Source organism: Pseudomonas sp. GW821-FHT09E12 (assembly GCF_059416085.1).
In genome coordinates, this window is the sequence record NZ_JBWKOM010000006.1 from 418,380 (window position 1) to 435,207 (window position 16,828).

The window sequence follows — 16,828 nt, forward strand, 5'->3', positions numbered from 1 at the left end:
CTCGCTCAGCGATTGACGGGCATTGACGAGATTGAATGTGTCACTCCGGATCTGAACGGCGTGCCACGGGGCAAGGTGATGACCGCCGAGGGGTTCCTCGAAGGGCGGCGTCTGCAGATGGCCCGTGGGGTGCTGTTGCAATGCATCATGGGGGGTTATCCACCCGCGCGTTTTTACGGCAGTGACGACGGCGACCTGGCGCTCACTGCCGACCCGCAACAGATTCATCGCCTGCCCTGGAGTTCGCAGCCGCGTGCGCTGGCGATTTGCGATGCGGACGAGCTGAGCGGTGAAAGCTCGCGTCTTTCCACCCGGGGCCAGCTCAAAGAGGTCATCGCGCGGTACGCCGCTCACGGCCTGGCGCCGGTGGTGGCGACCGAGCTGGAGTTTTTCGTGTTTGCTCCCAATACCGACCCGACCCAACCTTTCCAACCGCCCCTTGGCCTGGACGGTCGTCGCGAGGATGGGCATTCGGCGTTCAGCGTCAGTTCCAACAACGGTTTGCGGCCGTTCTTCAGTGAGGTCTATGCCTGCATGGCGGCATTGGGCTTGCCGCGCGATACCTTCATGCATGAAATGGGCGTCAGTCAGTTCGAGATCAATCTGCTGCACGGTGATCCGCTGTTGCTGGCCGACCAGACATTCCTGTTCAAGCACCTGCTCAAGGAAGTGGCGCTCAAGCATGGTCTGACCGTGGTGTGCATGGCCAAGCCGCTGGCGCACACACCGGGCAGTTCGATGCATATTCACCAGAGCCTGGTGGAGTCGGCCAGCGGGCGTAACGTGTTCAGTGATGAGGCCGGAGAGCCGACCGCGATGTTCCGCCACTTCATTGGCGGGCTGCAGGCGGGGATGGCGGATTTCACTGCGCTGTTCGCACCGAACGTCAATTCCTACCAGCGCCTGTGCCATCCTTACGCGTCGCCGAACAATGCCTGCTGGTCCCATGACAATCGGGCGGCAGGCCTGCGCATTCCGGCCAGTTCGCCGGTGGCGCGGCGGGTCGAGAACCGCTTGCCGGGTGCCGATGCCAACCCGTATCTGGCGATCGCCGCGAGCCTGGCGGCAGGTTTGCACGGTATCGAAAACGAGCTGGAACCGACGCCGGCGATTCAGGGTGAGTTTGCCGTGCCGGACAGTTTATCTCTGCCTTGTACCTTGCATGCCGCTCTTGAGCGTCTGAAACGTAGCCAGTTGGCCAAGGAATTGTTCGGCAATGAGTTCGTCGAAGGTTACGTCGCTTCGAAGACCATGGAGTTGACCAGTTTCTTTGATGAAATAACTCCCTGGGAGCGGCGCGTCTTAGCGGCCCAGGCTTAACCGAACCGTCGCAGTCGGGCTATCGTCCAGATGGCCCGACACTCAATTCAAGGAGCCGCTCGGAACGCCGATGCGCCAAATCTGGAAATCCTTTCGAGCGCTTTATTTCGCCTCGCTGATGATGTTGATCGGCTCGGGCTTACTCAGTACCTACCTGGCGTTGCGCCTGGCCGCCGATCATGTCGACGGGTTATGGGTGGGGGCCTTGATGGCGGCCAACTATTTCGGCCTGGTGCTGGGCGGGAAAATCGGCCACCGCCTGATTGCCCGGGTCGGCCATATCCGTGCGTACGCCACCTGTGCCGGGATCGTCGGTGCGGCGGTGCTGGGGCATGGCTTGGTGGACTGGTTGCCGGCCTGGCTGGTGCTGCGGATGATCGTCGGCCTGGGCATGATGTGCCAGTACATGGTCATCGAAAGCTGGCTCAACGAGCAGGCCGATGCCAAGCAGCGCGGGCTGGTGTTCAGCGGCTATATGATCGCCTCGTATCTGGGGCTGGTCCTGGGGCAGTTGATTCTGGTCATGCATCCGGCCCTCGGGCTTGAGTTGCTGATGCTGGTGGCCCTGTGTTTTGCCCTGTGCCTGGTACCGGTGGCCATGACCCGGCGTATTCACCCGGCGCCTTTGCATCCGGCGCCCATGGAACCGCGCTTCTTTATCAAGCGCGTTCCGCAGTCGCTGAGCACGGTGCTCGGGTCGGGGCTGATTGTCGGTTCGTTCTATGGTCTGGCACCGCTGTATGCCTCCCAGCAGGGCTTGAGTACCGAGCAGGTTGGCCTGTTCATGGGGAGCTGCATTTTTGCCGGGCTGGTAGTGCAGTGGCCATTGGGATGGCTGTCCGACCGTTATGATCGGGCCCTGCTGATTCGCTGCTTTGCCTGCTTCCTGGCAGTCGTGGCCTTGCCGTTGGCGATTCTGCCCCAGGTGCCACTGGAGGTGCTGTTCGCCCTGGGGTTCCTCTGTTCGCTGGTGCAGTTCTGCCTGTACCCGCTGGCGGTGGCGTTCTCCAACGACCATGTCGAAGGCGATCGGCGGGTTTCGCTGACCGCGATGCTGCTGGTGACCTATGGCGTCGGGGCCAGTGTCGGGCCTTTGGTGGCGGGGGTGCTGATGAAGTTGTTCGGCAGCCAGATGCTCTATGCGTTCTTCAGTTTCTTTGCCCTGGTACTGGTCTGGCGCATCCGGCCGAAAGCCGTGACCAACCTGCATCAGGTCGATGATGCGCCGCTGCATCACGTGGCGATGCCGGACAGCATGTCCAGTTCGCCATTGGTGGCCGCGCTCGATCCGCGGGTCGATGAGCAAGTGGTGCAAGATCAGATGCAACAGACCAGCGCGCCGGAAGCCGAGCCTCCGGTCGAGACGCCGGCCACGGATGAGGTTGAGGCTGAGGAGCCGGTAGTGAAGCCGGATGAGCCAGGGCCGGACCAGTTCAGTGGGGCCAGGCCCTAGAAACGAAAAACGGGCAGCCCCGCAAGGGACTGCCCGTTTTTTATCGACGCTCGAATCTCAGAGGTCGTCTTTGTCGAAGCGCCGGGCTTCGCGTTGCAGCTGATAGACAAAGCGCTCGACCTGGCGTTGAACCAGGCCGCTCATGTTATGAAAGCGCACACCGGCGAAAGTCGTGTCGATCTTCTCTTCGTGGTGCAGGTAACGCAGTTCCACTGGCGCAGTCATGCTGCCGAAGGGCAGGGCGGCGATAAAACGCTCGTAGACCTGGCCCAGTTGCAGGCGGCTGGAGATGTCGCCCTCGAAGCGCAACTTGCAACCGGTGGCGGAGATATCCAGCAGCTTGCCGACGATCGGCGCCTTGAGTTTTTCGCCGCCCAGTTCGATGTTGACCAGTTGGGCCAGCTTCAGGGCTGCGCGAAAGGCATTGCGGCGCTGGTGATAGACCACTTCGTCTGGCAGGGTGCCGCGGTAGCATCGCCCACCATTGGATTCGTCGATAGTCGGGATGCCATTGCTTTCCCAGGCGATGCGCACGCCTTCGTGAAAGCCTTCGACGCGAAACGGTTCGCCGGCGAGCATGAAGCGTTCGCCATCGCGGGGGATCATTTCGTCCAGGGCAATCATGTTGCTGTCACGATCGATCTCGACCAGATAGCTTTGAAAGCGCTGGCTGCGTTCATGGAAAGTGATGATCAGCGGGTCATGGCTGTCTTGCAGCAAGCGCAGCGTGGAGTTGATTTCCAAGGGGGTGGTCAGCACCTTGGGTGGCTGCGGCGCATCTTCTGCGTTTACGGCATTGAACACGGTTCATCAATCTCCAGACAAAATACGACTACACGCAAGAGCCAGCATTTTGCCAGCATGTTCCGCGACTTGATAGGGCGCGCTCATCTCTGGGGTCAGGCCTGGCTAAGCGGGCGAGGCTTGGCCAGCTTGGCGGTTGAGCCACGGGCATCATAGAGGGCTGGAGGCTCGCCACCGGTGAGGATTTTCAATTGATTGGCGGTGGTGGCCTGTTGAACCTGGATCGAGCGACCGTTGAGTTCGTTCGCCGCCTGGCAATCGGCAAGCATTTGGGTCAGCACGTCACTCTGGGCCAGTAACTGGTCGCCGATCGAGGAGTGGCTGGCCAACTGTTCCAGGCCGGCGCGGCTGGCAGGAAGGTTCAGGCTGGCGAGGAGTTCGCTGCGTTTGCGGCCATGCTGCTCGAGCAAAATGATCAGGGCTTGCTTCTGCGCGAGAATCTCTTCCAGCAGCGGCATGTCGCGACCGTGCAGGGCTAGGGATTCGGTGCGCAGCAATTCCAGCAATTGTTGAGCTGGAGCAAAGTCGTCGGTGATCAGTTGCAGCAAATTAGTGTCGTGCATGTATGGCCTTGGGTTTTAAGCGTCCAAAAAACTGGCGCAGGCCTTATTGGCTAGCGCTGGGCTTCGAAATTAAGCAGTTTGCTGGCTACACGGTTGCTGTCGACTTTATAGCTGCCATCGGCAATCGCTTGCTTCAGCTCGGCCACGCGGGCGTTGTCGACGGCAGGCTGGTCGCGCAGCTTGTCAGTGATCTTCTGCAACTGTTGAGCCTCATTACTGAGGTGTACTGACTCCCCGCTGGTGCTGGCCTGTTCGGCCGGAGCGTTCAGCGGCGCGGATTTGTCGGCGTCGCCGGTTTCCTTGCTGGCGCTGGTGCGCGTGCTGCCGGTGAGTGAGGGAGAGCTGTTTAAACGGCTGAAATCGATGGCCATGGTAAAAAAAACCTCTGGGTATTTGGACGCTTGACTTGTTTTCGGCAATACGCCGGAAAACTTTAGGCTCAAATATCGATAAGCCCGCACGCGCCGCTGTTGCCCTGCATGGGCCACAGTTTAGGGGGCAACAGTGCACAGCGCCAGTCGTCTACATGGCGACTTCCACCTGTCCCGGCGCGGTGATCCGCGCTTTGATGATCCGTTGTGAATTGAGGTTCTTGACCCGTATCTGCTCGCTCATGCCGCCATTGGACAAGGCTTCGCCGGGCATTTTCACGTTCAGCGTGCCGCTACGGGCAGAGATCACCACCTGATCGCCCTTGCGCACCACTTCCGCCTGTTCCAGGTGAACCAGGGTGACGAGCTGGTCGGCGACCATTGGTCGGACAAGCTTCTGCCCAATGGCCTGGTCCACTGAAGTCAGATAGCCCTGGTTGATCTGGCCGATATCGCGCTCGCGCAGCATTACGTCTTCGGGGCTGATGATGCCGGCGCGCTTGAGTGGCCGGGTGGTGGTCACCACCTCGCGGAACAGCTTGACCTGGGCGGGCACGAATACGGTCCAGGGCGAGGCGCCGTCGCAACGGACGCGAACGGTCACGCGTCCCAGCGGTTGCGCCGGGCTTTCCAGGGTCGCTGTCAATTCCTTGTCGCAGTGCGGCATGCGCAGCCGCGGGTCGAGTTGATTGACTTGGATCTCGTAGCGCCCAGGCGTTTGACTGGTGGCTAAATAGTCTTCTACGGTGAATTCAAGAAACCCTTGAGTGACGCCGATAAGTAGATCAGGCAGGGTTACCGAGTCAGCAACGGCAGGATGGCCAGGGTTTAAAAAAAACAAAGCCGACAGCCCGTACAGCAATCTGCGGTAGTTTGATGTCAGGCGTCGGGAAAATGTCGTTTTGGCGTTCATAACAGTTAAAAAGCAAGCGCCGTGCCGTTTAGCGATGAGCGCGCGTCGGAACTTAAGCTTTGGGGAGTCTGGCATGGCTGGTGTAATGGATTCGGTGAACCAGCGCACGCAACTGGTAGGGCAGAATCGCCTTGAGCTGTTGTTGTTCCGTCTCGACGGGCAGCAGCTCTATGGGATCAACGTGTTCAAGGTTCGGGAGGTGCTGCAATGCCCCAAACTGACGTTGATGCCCAAATCCAGTCCTGTGGTGTGCGGTGTCGCGAATATTCGAGGGGCGACCATTCCGATCCTGGACCTGGCGATGGCCACCGGTTCAGGCGGGTTGCAGGATCTGAGCAACCCCTTTGTCATCATCACTGAGTACAACACCAAGACCCAGGGGTTTCTGGTGCGGTCGGTCGAGCGCATCGTCAACATGAACTGGGAGGAGATCCATCCGCCACCCAAGGGGACGGGGCGCGATCACTACCTGACGGCGGTGACGCGGGTCGACAATCAGTTAGTGGAAATCATCGACGTCGAGAAGGTGCTGGCCGAGGTCGCGCCGACGCCCGAGACCATTTCGGTCGGCGTGGTGGATGTCGAGACTCAGCACAAGGCTGTTTCACTGCGGGTACTGACGGTCGATGACTCGTCGGTGGCGCGCAAGCAGGTCACGCGTTGCCTGCAGACAGTGGGGGTCGAGGTGGTGGCCTTGAACGACGGCCGACAGGCGCTGGATTACCTGCGCAAGCTGGTCGACGAGGGCAAGAAACCTGAAGAAGAGTTTCTGATGATGATCTCCGACATCGAGATGCCGGAGATGGACGGTTACACCCTCACGGCTGAAATACGCAACGATCCACGCATGCAAAAGCTGCATATCATCCTGCATACTTCGTTGTCAGGTGTATTCAATCAGGCGATGGTGAAGAAGGTCGGTGCCGATGACTTCCTTGCCAAGTTTCGTCCTGATGACCTGGCATCCCGGGTTGTCGACCGGATCAAAGCAGCAGATAACAGCTAGGGATATCCATCCCCGGCGGTCACACGATTTAAGAGGCGGCATCATTGTCTACGGGTAATTTGGATTTCGAACAGTTCCGGGTGTTCCTGGAAAAAGCCTGTGGGATCTTGCTGGGTGAGAACAAGCAATATCTGGTGTCGAGCCGTCTCAACAAACTGATGGAACAGCAAGGCATCAAGTCCCTCGGGGAGCTGGTTCAGCGCATTCAGTCCCAGCCGCGCAGCGGTTTGCGAGAGATGGTGGTCGACGCCATGACCACCAACGAGACCCTATGGTTTCGCGATACCTATCCATTCGAGGTGTTGAAGAACAAGGTCTTGCCGGAGGCGATCAAGGCCAGCCCCAACCAGCGCTTGCGCATCTGGTCGGCGGCCTGTTCCTCGGGGCAGGAACCCTATTCGTTGTCCATGTCGATCGACGAGTTCGAGAAGACCAACATGGGGCAATTGAAGATGGGGGTGCAGATCGTTGCCACCGACCTGTCCGGGACCATGCTGAACAACTGCAAGACCGGCGAGTACGACAGCCTGGCGATCGGTCGTGGTTTGTCGGCCGATCGCTTGCAGCGCTATTTCGACCCCAAGGGGCCGGGGCGCTGGGTGGTCAAGGCGCCGATCAAGAGCCGGGTCGAGTTCCGCTCGTTCAACCTGCTGGACAGCTATGCCAGCCTGGGCAAATTCGATGTCGTGTTCTGCCGTAATGTGCTGATCTACTTCTCCGCCGAGGTGAAGAAGGACATCCTGATGCGCATTCACAGCACCCTGAAGCCGGGTGGTTACCTGTTTCTCGGCGCTTCCGAGGCGCTCAATGGATTGCCCGACCACTACCAGATGGTCCAGTGCAGCCCTGGGATCATTTACCAGGCGAAGTAAGATTGTCGTTGTTGAAAAAGAGAGGCCTTCGGGCCTCTTTTTTTGTGCCCGCAATTGCGCCAGCGCAGGAGAGGCGGCAACCGCTGCATTGCCGCTTTGCTGACGTTTCGCGGAAATGCCTTGCCGCTTTTCTGGCATTGCCGCTTTGCCGCTGCCGGCAAAGCCTTGATTTACGGGCTTTTAGCACTTGGCACGCAGCTTGCTATATCCCGTTTACGAAAAATCTGGTCGAAGGTTTCCCGACATGAGCATCAGCTTCGATAAAGCGCTCGGCATTCATGAGCAGGCTCTTGGCTTTCGCGCCAAGCGTGCCGAGGTGCTGGCCAACAACATCGCCAACGCCGACACCCCGAACTACAAGGCTCGGGATCTGGACTTCTCTGCCGTGCTCGCCGAGCAGAACGAGAAAGCCAAGAACGGCACCTTTGCCCTGAACATGACCAACAGCCGGCACATCGAAGCTGAAGGCCTGGGCAGCGGCGACGAATCGCTGCTGTACCGCACACCGATGCAGCCGTCGATCGACCAGAACACCGTGGATGCCCAACTGGAACAGTCGAACTACGCCGAGAACTCGGTGAACTTCCAGGCCAGCTTCACGCTGCTCAACAGCAAATTCAAAGGGCTGGTGTCAGCCCTGCGCGGAGAGTAATCCATGTCCCTCGCCAGTGTTTTCAATATTGCCGGTAGTGGCATGAGTGCCCAGACCACTCGCTTGAACACCGTCGCCAGTAACATCGCCAACGCCGAGACAGTCTCCTCGAGCATCGACCAGACCTACCGTGCGCGCCATCCGGTATTCGCCACCATGTTCCAGGGCGCGCAAAGCGGTGGCAGCGAGTCGCTGTTCCAGAATCAGGACGCGGCCGGTCAGGGCGTTCAGGTGCTGGGTGTGGTCGAGGACCAGAGCAACCTAGAAGCGCGTTACGAGCCTAACCATCCGGCCGCCGACGCCAAGGGGTATGTCTACTACCCCAACGTCAATGTGGTGGAAGAAATGGCTGACATGATTTCTGCCAGCCGCTCGTTCCAGACCAACGCGGAAATGATGAACACCGCCAAAACCATGATGCAGAAGGTCCTGACCCTCGGTCAGTGATAAGGGGCGACTCAGATGAGTGTTACCGATACCACCAGTGGCCTGACGCTCAAGGAGGTCCTTGCGAACTCCTCGAAGAAGACCCCGACCACCAGCAATGACGGCCTGGCGGCGGCCACCAATAGCGTCAAGGGCAAAAATGAGCTGGGCAAGGACGCGTTCCTGAAGTTGCTGGTGACCCAGCTGAAAAACCAGAACCCGCTGGACCCACAGGACAACAGCGCATTCGTTGCCCAGTTGGCGCAGTTCTCCACCCTGGAAGGGATCACCACCCTCAATACCTCGGTGAACTCCATCACTGGCAACTACAAGTCGTCCCAGGCCCTGCAGGCTTCGTCCCTGGTGGGTCGTTCGGTGATCGTCCAGACCGGTACCACTCAGGTCGACACCACCAAGAGCATGACCGGTTCGGTGACAGTGCCTACCGGAGTCAGCGGCGTCACCGTGACCATCACCGACAAGGATGGCAAAACGGTCAAGACCCTCGACCTGGGAAGCCAGAAGGCCGGCAGTACCAGCTTTGTCTGGGACGGCACCAAGACCGACGGCACCAAGGCCGATCCGGGCAATTACACCTTCAAGGCCAGCACAAAGATCGATGGCAAGGCGACCGATCTGGTCACCTACCTGCCGGCGACGGTCAACAGCGTCACCATCAGCCAGACCGGCGGTGAGCTGATGTTGAACCTTGCGGGACTGAGCAGCCCCGTGGCGCTCTCCAAAGTTCAAACCATTGGTATCTAGAGCCGACTAACACGGCACAAGGAGTGGAATATGTCTTTTAATATCGGCCTTAGCGGTCTCTATGCTGCCAACAAGCAACTGGACGTGACCGGCAACAACATCGCCAACGTGGCGACCGCCGGCTTCAAATCGTCCCGTGCCGAATTCGCCGACGTCTACTCGGCCACCAAATTGGGCACCGGTAGCAAGACCATAGGTAATGGCGTGCGCCTGGCCAACGTTTCCCAGCAGTTCGGCCAGGGCGACGTGAACAACACCGGCAACGTACTGGACATGGGTATCCAGGGTTCGGGTTTCTTCGTGCTGAGCGACAACGGCTCGCTGACCTACACCCGCGCCGGTACCTTCAAGACTGACAAGGACGGCTACATCACCAACACCGATGGCACTGCCCGCCTGCAAGGCTATGCGGTCGATGCCAATGGCAAGATCGTCAACGGCGTGCTGACCGACTTGCGTATCGACACCTCGAACCTGTCGCCGAAGGCCACCAGCTCGGTGTCCTCGACCATCAACCTGAACTCCACTGCGCCGGTCATTGACCAGAGCGTGACAGGTTTTGCCTTCGATCCGACCAAGGTGGAAACCTACACCAAGCAGTTCAGCACACCGATCTATGACAGCCAGGGCAACGAGCACAAGCTGGACCAGTACATGGTGAAAACCGGTGCCAACACCTGGAAAACCTACACCCTGGTCGATGGTCGTAACCTCGATGGTTCCGCTCCGACCACCACCGGCGCTACGGCTCCAGTCGCATCGACCATGAATTTCGACTCCGCCGGCAAACTGGTTTCGGTCATCACTCCGCCTGCCACTACGCCTAATCCGGGCAACAACCTGACCCTGGCGGGTTGGGTGCCTGGCACTGTGACCAACGGTACGTGGACGGCCAACGGTGCCAGCGCCAATCCCGGCGGCGTGACCATCTCCATGACCAGCACCACTCAGTTCAACGCCGATACCGCGCGTTCGCTGCCGGTGCAGGACGGCTACGCCACTGGCCAGATCACCAACCTGACCATCGACGGCACCGGTACCCTGTTCGCCAACTTCAGCAACAGCCAGAACAAGGCCATCGGCCAGATCTCCCTGGCCAGCTTCACCAACGAACAAGGCTTGCAGCCGGTAGGCGGCACCAGCTGGAGAGAAACCTACGCTTCGGGCGTACCGGGTTACGATGCTCCACAAACCGGTACCCTGGGTTCGATCATGTCCAACTCCCTGGAAGAGTCGAACGTCAACCTGACCAACGAACTTGTGGACCTGATCAAGGCCCAGAGCAACTACCAGGCGAACGCCAAGACCATCTCCACCCAGAGCACCATCATGCAGACCATTATTCAGATGACCTGATAATGGCTGGCTGACAGCGCTCGAAAAAAGCCCCTCACCGCAGGGGCTTTTTTGTGCCTGCAAGATTCATCGGCCGTGGCCTGCTTCTGTAGGAGCGAAGCTTGCTCGCGATGAGGGATATGGCATGCGGAGGAGGTGTATCGGTCCTGCTGCGGCTGCCTGGCCCGCAGGGCTGTATTCGGCGGGTTCATTCCCGCGAAGCTGGCGATGGGGGCTTCTGGCAAATCGCGTGCAGCAAGTTGTGGGAGGGCTTCGTCCTCGGGTGCCGTCCGGCGCTGTGGCTTTTCCCAGGCAAAAGAAAACCCCCGGCAGGCCAGGGGCCTGTCGGGGGTTCGGATAAGCGCCGACAGGCGCCTATCGGCTCAGCTTATTGGCAAGCTTCGCAATCCGGCTCGTCGATGGCGCAAGCCTTCGGCACTGGAGCTGGACCGGCTGGAGCCGCCAGGACCGAGTCGTCTCCGTGGTTGCCGCCGCTGGAAACAGCGTTCAGCTTGCCGGTGTTGATGGTCGACTTCTCGGTGCTGGTCGCGGCCAGGGCACGGAGGTAGTAAGTGGTTTTCAGACCACGGTACCAAGCCATGCGGTAGGTCACGTCGAGCTTCTTGCCCGAAGCACCGGCGATGTAGAGGTTCAGCGACTGAGCCTGGTCGATCCACTTCTGGCGACGGCTGGCGGCGTCGACGATCCACTTGGTTTCCACTTCGAAGGCAGTCGCGTAGAGCTCCTTGAGTTCTTGCGGGATACGCTCGATCTGCTGCACGGAACCGTCGTAGTACTTCAGGTCGTTGATCATGACCGAGTCCCACAGACCGCGAGCCTTGAGGTCGCGAACCAGGTACGGGTTGATCACGGTGAATTCGCCCGACAGGTTCGATTTCACATACAGGTTCTGGTAGGTCGGTTCGATCGACTGCGACACGCCGGTGATGTTGGCGATGGTTGCGGTCGGCGCGATGGCCATGATGTTGGAGTTACGAATACCTTTCTGTACACGGGCGCGCACCGGTGCCCAGTCCAGGGTTTCGTTCAGGTCGACATCGATGTACTTCTGGCCACGGGACTCGATCAGGATCTGTTGCGAATCCAGCGGCAGGATGCCTTTGGACCACAGCGAACCCTGGAACGTCTCGTAGGCGCCACGCTCGTCTGCCAGGTCGCAGGACGCCTGGATCGCGTAGAAGCTCACCGCTTCCATGGACTTGTCGGCGAAGTCGACAGCGGCATCGGAACCGTAAGGGATGTGCTGCAGGTACAGCGCGTCCTGGAAGCCCATGATCCCCAGGCCGACCGGACGGTGCTTGAAGTTGGAGTTCTTCGCCTGCGGTACCGAGTAGTAGTTGATGTCGATCACGTTATCGAGCATGCGTACCGCGGTGTTCACGGTGCGTTGCAGCTTGGCGGTGTCCAGCTTGCCGTCGACGATATGGTTCGGCAGGTTGATCGAGCCCAGGTTGCAAACGGCGATCTCGTCCTTGTTGGTGTTCAAGGTGATCTCGGTGCACAGGTTCGAACTGTGGACCACGCCCACGTGCTGCTGCGGGCTGCGCAGGTTGCACGGGTCCTTGAAGGTCAGCCAAGGGTGGCCGGTTTCGAACAGCATGGACAGCATCTTGCGCCACAGGTCTTTGGCCTGGATGGTCTTGAACAGCTTGATCTTGCCGTATTCGCACAGGGCTTCGTAGTACTCGTAGCGCTCTTCGAAGGCCTTGCCGGTCAGGTCGTGCAGGTCCGGCACTTCCGATGGCGAGAACAGGGTCCACTTGCCGTCATCGAAGACGCGCTTCATGAACAGGTCAGGAATCCAGTTGGCGGTGTTCATATCGTGGGTACGACGACGATCGTCACCGGTGTTCTTGCGCAGCTCGATGAACTCTTCGATGTCCATGTGCCAGGTTTCCAGGTAGGCGCACACAGCGCCTTTGCGCTTGCCACCCTGGTTCACGGCTACCGCGGTGTCGTTCACCACTTTCAGGAACGGCACGACGCCCTGGGACTTGCCGTTGGTGCCCTTGATGTACGAGCCCAGCGCACGCACTGGAGTCCAGTCGTTGCCCAGGCCACCGGCGAATTTCGACAGCATGGCGTTGTCGTGGATGGCGCCGTAGATGCCCGACAGGTCGTCCGGCACGGTGGTCAGGTAGCAGCTCGACAGCTGTGGACGCAGGGTGCCGGCGTTGAACAGGGTCGGAGTCGAAGCCATGTAGTCGAAGGACGACAACAGGTTGTAGAACTCGATGGCACGGTCTTCGCGTTGTTTTTCTTCGATTGCCAGGCCCATGGCCACGCGCATGAAGAAGACCTGTGGCAGTTCGAAGCGCACGCCATCCTTGTGGATAAAGTAACGGTCGTACAGGGTCTGCAGGCCCAGGTAGGTGAACTGCTGGTCGCGCTCGTGGTTGATCGCCTTGCCGAGTTTCTCCAGGTCGAATTCGGCCAGCACAGGGTTCAGCAGTTCGAACTCGATACCTTTGGCGACATAGGCCGGCAGTGCCTTGGCGTACAGGTCGGCCATCTCGTGGTGAGTGGCGCTCTCGGCCACTTCCAGGAAGCTCAGGCCTTCGGCGCGCAGGGTGTCCATCAGCAGGCGGGCAGTCACGAACGAGTAATTCGGCTCGCGCTCTACCAGGGTGCGCGCGGTCATCACCAGGGCGGTGTTGACGTCCTTGAGCGCTACGCCGTCGTAGAGGTTCTTCAGGGTTTCGCGCTGGATCAGCTCGCCGTCGACTTCTTCCAGGCCTTCGCAGGCTTCGGTGACGATGGTGTTCAGGCGGCCCATGTCCAGAGGCGCGAAGCTGCCGTCGGTACGGGTGATACGGATCGACGGGTGAGCCTGCACCGGCTCTTCGCCTGGGGTGCGGGTGGCGCGCTCTTTGGCGCGCGAGTCACGGTAGATCACGTAGTCGCGGGCAACTTTCTGCTCGCCGGCGCGCATCAGGGCCAGTTCGACCTGGTCCTGGATCTCTTCGATATGGATGGTGCCGCCCGAAGGCATGCGACGCTTGAAGGTGGCGGTGACCTGCTCGGTCAGGCGAGCGACGGTGTCGTGGATTCGCGACGAAGCGGCAGCGGTGCCGCCTTCAACTGCGAGAAACGCTTTGGTGATGGCGACGGTGATTTTGTCATCGGTGTAAGGAACGACAGTGCCGTTACGCTTGATCACTCGCAGTTGGCCAGGCGCGGTGGCAGACAGATCCAGGTTGGAATCGGCAGCCTGCGGCGCTTTGGCCTGCGGGTTCTCGCGAGTTGTGTCGGTTTGCATGGGTGTCTCCACGTTCTCTATGTTTGTTTGGGCACCCTTTGGGTGCCCACCGTTCCGTCCTGAAGCACTACAACCGGCGCACGCCGGGCATAACGACTTCGGGACAGTTCAGGAAGGGGGGCTGTTGGCGCCGCTTCCATGCCGAAGTCATAGGTCGCGAGCAGTGGCTCGTGACCGTATTCCTGATGGGTGACAGTCATGTACTGCAACACCCGTACCGTTTTCCTCGCCGTGGGCTGGAAAACCGCAGCCATCCGCATGCGCGGTTTGGCTTCTGAAAATCCGATTGGTTCCACCAAACGAGTGCAAGAAAAGCGCTTGAGTTTCTTGTCTGATTTGTGTTTGGTTTTTGGCCTGAAACCCTAGATGTAGGGTTTTTTTGCAGCCGAGCTACAAGATAATGCGTTTTTGGGGGTGATTGCAACGTACAGCCTGTGGATAAGGTTGTGCGTAAATTGTGTATGAAGCAGGTAAACCTCACGCAGGCCGCAGCAGGGCTGGATCCTACCGTTTGTCACTGTTTTTTACCCTGCAAAACTGCCCGGGGCGGATTTTTGCGGGCGCGAACCCTATCACAAAAAAACGCCTTTACCGAGCGCATTCAGCGCCTTGTGTTCACGGCCTTTGCCGTTGCTACAATCGGGCCTTCCAGACATTGTTTTATCCATCTCACATTACAAAAAGACGGGCGGATTCTTCCTGAGCCCGTATCTGGCAAGCAGAGGTCACCGTGGAGCAAGAAGCGTGGCAGATATTGATCGTCGAGGACGATCAGCGACTGGCCGAGTTGACCTGTGAATATCTGCAGAGCAATGGATTGCGTGTCGCCATCGAAGGCAATGGCGCCCTGGCCGCGGCGCGGATCATTGCCGAACAACCCGATCTGGTGATCCTCGACCTGATGCTGCCCGGCGAGGATGGCCTGAGCATTTGCCGCAAGGTCCGCAATCGCTACGACGGGCCGATCCTGATGCTGACCGCGCGCACCGACGACATGGACCAGATACTGGGGCTGGACACCGGTGCCGACGATTACGTGTGCAAGCCGGTCCGTCCGCGCCTGTTGCTGGCCAGGATCCAGGCCCTGCTGCGGCGCAGCGAACCCGTGGAAAGCAGCGCGCCGGAGAAATCCCGGCGCCTGCAATTCGGCCCGCTGGTGGTGGACAGCGCCTTGCGCGAGGCCTGGCTGCACGACGCCGGGATCGAGTTGACCAGCGCCGAGTTCGACCTGCTCTGGCTGCTGGTGGCCAACGCCGGGCGCATTCTGTCCCGCGAGGAAATCTTCACCGCCCTGCGCGGCATCGGCTATGACGGCCAGGACCGCTCCATCGATGTGCGCATTTCGCGGATCCGTCCGAAAATCGGCGACGACCCGGAGCACCCGCGGCTGATCAAGACCATCCGCAGCAAGGGTTATCTGTTCGTCCCCGAAGCCGCTGCCGATCTGTTGCCGTGAACTCCATATTCCTGCGCATCTACGGCGGCATGTGCGCCGCCCTGATTCTGGTGGCGCTGTTGGGCGTACTGGCGCTGCACCTGCTCAACCAGGTGCGTAGCGAGCAATACCGCGAGCGCCTGGCCCACGGCACGTTCTCGCTGATGGCCGACAATCTGCAGCCCATGAGCGAGATCGAGCGCCGCCGCGCCCTGGCGGTGTGGGAGCGCCTGTTGGGCATCCCGCTGACCCTGCAGACCTTCACCCAGACCGGCCTCGACCTCGGGCAGCGCAACCGCGTTTTGCGCGGCCAGGCCCTGGTGGAGCAGACCGGGCCTTACGCGGCACGGGTCTACCGTCTGGTCAGCGAACCTGAGCAATTGTTGCTGACCGGTGAAGTGCAGCAGATCAGCGAACAACTGGCGCGGGCGACTATCTATCTGCTGGCCGACGAGCTGGTGCGCTTTCCGGTGGCCGAGCAGCCGGAACGCCTGGCGGCACTGAAAAAGAACAAAGGCTTTGGCTTCGACATGCACCTGGTCACCCAGGATGACGCGGACATGGACGAGGACCAGCGTCGCCGGGTTGCCGAGGGCGATACGGTGATGGCGCTGGGCAAGGGCGGCGATTCGATCCGCGTGTTCGCAGGGATGGTGGGCACGCCCTGGGTGCTGGAAATCGGTCCGCTGTACCAGATGAATCCCTACCCGCCGCAATGGCTGGTGTTGATCGCGGTGCTGGGCCTGAGCCTGATCGGCCTGATCGTCTATTTATTGGTACGCCAGCTGGAGCGACGCTTGCGTGGCCTGGAATCGGCGGCCACGCGCATTGCCAAGGGCAGCCTGGAAGCCCGGGTGCCGGCCGGTGGCGCCGACTCGGTGGGACGGTTGGCGGCGGCCTTCAACGGCATGGCCGAGCATTTGCAGCGCTTGCTGGCGATCCAGCGCGAGCTGGTGCGTGCGGTGTCCCATGAGTTGCGCACGCCAGTGGCGCGCCTGCGCTTTGGCCTGGAGATGATCGGCTCGGCGACCACCGCACAGGCCCGGGACAAATATATGGAGGGCATGGACAACGATATCCAGGACCTCGACCGGCTGGTGGACGAAATGCTCACCTATGCGCGGCTGGAGCAGGGTTCGCCAGCGCTGAACTTCCAGCGCATCGACCTGGACGCGCTGATCAACCAGGTGATCAGCGAGCTGGCGCCGTTGCGGGCGCAGGTCAAGGTGCAGCGTGGTTCGTGCCTGTCCGCGGCGGATTGCGATGGCGCTTGGGTCGAGGCCGAGCCGCGCTACCTGCATCGGGCGTTGCAGAATCTGGTGAGCAACGCCATGCGCCACGCCGAGTCGCAGGTGCTGGTCAGTTACCAGGTGGGGCAGATGCGTTGCCGGGTCGATGTCGAGGACGATGGTCCAGGGGTTCCGGAAAGCGCCTGGGAGCGGATCTTCACCCCGTTCCTGCGCCTGGATGACAGCCGTACCCGCGCTTCGGGTGGGCACGGCCTGGGGTTGTCGATCGTGCGGCGGATCATTCACTGGCACGACGGTCGGGCATTGATCAGCAGGAGCAAGACCCTCGGTGGCGCCTGCTTCAGCCTGAGCTGGCCACGGCATCAGGATAAAGGTTGAAGGCT

The 16,828-nt window shown here is 60.2% G+C and carries 16 protein-coding genes; 11 read left to right on the forward strand and 5 right to left on the reverse strand.

All coding sequences use genetic code 11. The features are described 5' to 3' along the window. Nucleotides 1-78: 78 nt before the first annotated feature. Complete coding sequence (locus tag AC07PQ_RS20240; protein WP_177323775.1) at nucleotides 79-1,320, forward strand: glutamine synthetase family protein; 1,242 nt, start codon at nucleotides 79-81, stop codon at nucleotides 1,318-1,320. A 70-nt stretch (nucleotides 1,321-1,390) separates the two neighbouring features. Then, entirely contained in the window at nucleotides 1,391-2,773 is a 1,383-nt protein-coding gene (locus tag AC07PQ_RS20245; protein WP_007921621.1) for an MFS transporter, read from the forward strand. Nucleotides 2,774-2,830: 57 nt separating this feature from the next. Here AC07PQ_RS20245 and AC07PQ_RS20250 read toward each other — a convergent pair whose 3' ends face one another. From AC07PQ_RS20250 to flgA, 4 genes are all read right to left on the reverse strand, one after another. Then, nucleotides 2,831-3,577 carry a flagellar brake protein gene (locus tag AC07PQ_RS20250; RefSeq protein WP_007921622.1) on the reverse strand — a complete coding sequence of 249 codons (747 nt, stop codon included), beginning with the start codon at nucleotides 3,575-3,577 and terminating at the stop codon, nucleotides 2,831-2,833. Nucleotides 3,578-3,672: 95 nt separating this feature from the next. Continuing rightward, complete coding sequence (locus tag AC07PQ_RS20255; RefSeq protein WP_007921623.1) at nucleotides 3,673-4,140, reverse strand: flagella synthesis protein FlgN; 468 nt, start codon at nucleotides 4,138-4,140, stop codon at nucleotides 3,673-3,675. A 50-nt stretch (nucleotides 4,141-4,190) separates the two neighbouring features. Then, complete coding sequence (gene flgM, locus AC07PQ_RS20260) at nucleotides 4,191-4,511, reverse strand: flagellar biosynthesis anti-sigma factor FlgM (protein WP_007921624.1); 321 nt, start codon at nucleotides 4,509-4,511, stop codon at nucleotides 4,191-4,193. A gap of 151 nt (nucleotides 4,512-4,662) precedes the next feature. After that, nucleotides 4,663-5,424 (reverse strand): flagellar basal body P-ring formation chaperone FlgA, encoded by a 762-nt coding sequence (gene flgA, locus AC07PQ_RS20265; RefSeq protein WP_007921625.1) that lies wholly within the window; start codon nucleotides 5,422-5,424, stop codon nucleotides 4,663-4,665. 73 nt (nucleotides 5,425-5,497) lie between these two features. On the opposite strand from flgA, the gene AC07PQ_RS20270 reads away from it, so the two are divergent. The 6 genes from AC07PQ_RS20270 (at nucleotide 5,498) to flgE (ending at nucleotide 10,501) form a co-directional block, all read left to right on the forward strand. Next, nucleotides 5,498-6,430, forward strand: a complete 933-nt coding sequence (locus AC07PQ_RS20270) for a chemotaxis protein CheV (protein ID WP_007921626.1) — start codon at nucleotides 5,498-5,500, stop codon at nucleotides 6,428-6,430. 44 nt (nucleotides 6,431-6,474) lie between these two features. After that, nucleotides 6,475-7,302: a protein-glutamate O-methyltransferase CheR gene (gene cheR / locus AC07PQ_RS20275; protein ID WP_007921627.1), complete on the forward strand. Its 828-nt coding sequence runs from the start codon at nucleotides 6,475-6,477 to the stop codon at nucleotides 7,300-7,302. Nucleotides 7,303-7,546: 244 nt separating this feature from the next. After that, nucleotides 7,547-7,954, forward strand: a complete 408-nt coding sequence (gene flgB / locus AC07PQ_RS20280; RefSeq protein ID WP_007921628.1) for a flagellar basal body rod protein FlgB — start codon at nucleotides 7,547-7,549, stop codon at nucleotides 7,952-7,954. 3 nt (nucleotides 7,955-7,957) lie between these two features. Further along, entirely contained in the window at nucleotides 7,958-8,401 is a 444-nt protein-coding gene (flgC, locus tag AC07PQ_RS20285; RefSeq protein WP_007921629.1) for a flagellar basal body rod protein FlgC, read from the forward strand. Nucleotides 8,402-8,416: 15 nt separating this feature from the next. Then, complete coding sequence (flgD, locus tag AC07PQ_RS20290) at nucleotides 8,417-9,145, forward strand: flagellar hook assembly protein FlgD (protein WP_007921630.1); 729 nt, start codon at nucleotides 8,417-8,419, stop codon at nucleotides 9,143-9,145. A gap of 30 nt (nucleotides 9,146-9,175) precedes the next feature. Then, on the forward strand, nucleotides 9,176-10,501 hold the full coding sequence (flgE, locus tag AC07PQ_RS20295) for a flagellar hook protein FlgE (protein ID WP_007921631.1): 1,326 nt from the start codon (nucleotides 9,176-9,178) through the stop codon (nucleotides 10,499-10,501). Between the two features lie 367 nt (nucleotides 10,502-10,868). Here the strand turns inward: flgE and AC07PQ_RS20300 are convergent, their stop codons facing one another. Continuing rightward, nucleotides 10,869-13,760 carry a ribonucleoside-diphosphate reductase subunit alpha gene (locus AC07PQ_RS20300; RefSeq protein WP_493186036.1) on the reverse strand — a complete coding sequence of 964 codons (2,892 nt, stop codon included), beginning with the start codon at nucleotides 13,758-13,760 and terminating at the stop codon, nucleotides 10,869-10,871. Between the two features lie 198 nt (nucleotides 13,761-13,958). Here AC07PQ_RS20300 and AC07PQ_RS20305 point away from each other — a divergent pair, with 198 nt between their 5' ends. The 3 genes from AC07PQ_RS20305 to AC07PQ_RS20315 all read left to right on the forward strand — a co-directional run bounded on the left by AC07PQ_RS20305 (nucleotide 13,959) and on the right by AC07PQ_RS20315 (nucleotide 16,823). Beyond that, complete coding sequence (locus AC07PQ_RS20305) at nucleotides 13,959-14,126, forward strand: hypothetical protein (protein WP_155738300.1); 168 nt, start codon at nucleotides 13,959-13,961, stop codon at nucleotides 14,124-14,126. Between the two features lie 364 nt (nucleotides 14,127-14,490). Then, nucleotides 14,491-15,216 carry a response regulator gene (locus AC07PQ_RS20310; protein WP_493186035.1) on the forward strand — a complete coding sequence of 242 codons (726 nt, stop codon included), beginning with the start codon at nucleotides 14,491-14,493 and terminating at the stop codon, nucleotides 15,214-15,216. Further along, nucleotides 15,213-16,823 carry an ATP-binding protein gene (locus tag AC07PQ_RS20315; RefSeq protein ID WP_274304352.1) on the forward strand — a complete coding sequence of 537 codons (1,611 nt, stop codon included), beginning with the start codon at nucleotides 15,213-15,215 and terminating at the stop codon, nucleotides 16,821-16,823. The genes AC07PQ_RS20310 and AC07PQ_RS20315 overlap by 4 nt, the downstream gene beginning before the upstream one ends. Nucleotides 16,824-16,828: the final 5 nt, after the last annotated feature.